The organism is Rhodococcus sp. ENV425, from assembly GCF_002887785.1.
GTDB classification, from domain to species: domain Bacteria; phylum Actinomycetota; class Actinomycetes; order Mycobacteriales; family Mycobacteriaceae; genus Rhodococcus; species Rhodococcus aetherivorans.
In genome coordinates this window covers 4,871-6,280 of sequence record NZ_PCZU01000265.1, presented here as the reverse complement: position 1 = coordinate 6,280, position 1,410 = coordinate 4,871, and the positions used below count along the sequence as shown (strand labels likewise).

Here is a 1,410-nt window from a genome sequence, read left to right as displayed (position 1 = left end):
GCTCGTCCTCGGTCCGGGGTTCGAGGATGCCGTCGACGGCGATCTCGACCCCGACCTCGGTGAGCTCGCCGCGGGTGCCGCGCAGCCACGCCGAGAACGTGTCGAGCATGGCGCGGGTGCGTTCGAGCTCGCGACGGGCGTACCACTGGGAGCCGAGATCGACCGAGTCCCATGCCCGTTCGAGCGCCCGCTCCACCTGGTCGGGCGGGATCCGCCCGGCGAGCGCCTGCACCAGCGTGTGCACCAGGCTGCCCGCGACGGCGTGGGTGTTGTCGCCGTCGGAGCCGCCGTGCCGCTCGAACATCCACCGCAGCGGGCACGTGGTGAGCTGTTCGACCGTCGACGGCGACAACGGCACCGCGTCGGCCCCGGGGTCCCACAGTTCCTGTTGCGTGCTGGGCTCGGCGGTGCCGTACCACTGGTCCGGATGCGCGCCCCGCACACGGGCCCGGGCGAGCCGCGCGAGCTGTGCGGCCGCCCGGCGCTGCCGCTGCGGATCGTCCCGGGCCACCACGGGATCGCACACCACGCTGCGCAGCTCGGCGACGAGGGTGGGGAGGGCGAGTACCCGGGTGCGGGTCTCCTCGGGCAGCACCGAGACGTCCTCACCCGCCTCGTCGACGACGTCGTCGGAGTCCGCGCCCACCAGCTCGTCGACGAACCGGGACCGCACCATGTCGGTGTCGCCGCCCACCGATTCGACGGCGGTGACGAGCAGGGTGCGCCGCGCCCGGCTGCACGCGACGAGGAACAGGCGGCGCTCGTCGGCCAGTAGCGGCGCGGTGCGTGAGAGCCGCGTCGAGCCGTCGCCGCCGCCGTCGGCCCCGGACACCGCGTCGATCAGCGTCTCGATGCCCAGCAGGGTGCCGCGGGCCCGCAGGCTCGGCCACAGGCCCTCCTGCACGCCGGCGACCGCCACGACGTCCCACTCCCGGCCGGCCGCCGAGTGGGCACTGACGACGGTGACCGCCTCCGCCGGCGCGACCAGGCGGGTGCGGACGGTGCCCGGGATCTCCTGCTCGGTGAGGTAGTCGACGAATCCGGCGAGCTGGGCGCGCGGCAGCCGGTCGACGTAGTCGGCGGCGGCGTCGAACAGCGCCACGATGCCGTCGAGGTCGCGGTCGGCCTGCGCGCCGACCGGACCGCCGCGTTCGGACGCCGCGGCCCACTTGCGCTCGAGTCCGGTGGCCTGCCACGCCTCCCACAGCACGTCCTCGATGCCGCCGCCGCGGCGCGCGGCCTCCCGGGCCTTGCGCAGCACGGCCTGGGCCTTCTTCAGCGGCGCCGCCTCGACGTCGGTGAGTCCGCGCTCGAGCCGTTCGGCGTTTTCGCCCTCGTCGTCGACGAGCAGCAGTCGCAGCAGTTCGGCGGAGTCGCGGTCGCCCCCGGCGGCGAGCTCGACACGGCGCA

1 protein-coding gene is annotated in these 1,410 nt (G+C 75.2%); it reads right to left on the bottom strand.

Features of this window, described 5'->3' with window-relative positions; genetic code table 11:
- A partial coding sequence (locus CQZ88_RS31705) for a PD-(D/E)XK nuclease family protein (protein WP_258008756.1) occupies nt 1-1,410 on the bottom strand: 1,410 nt, incomplete at both ends.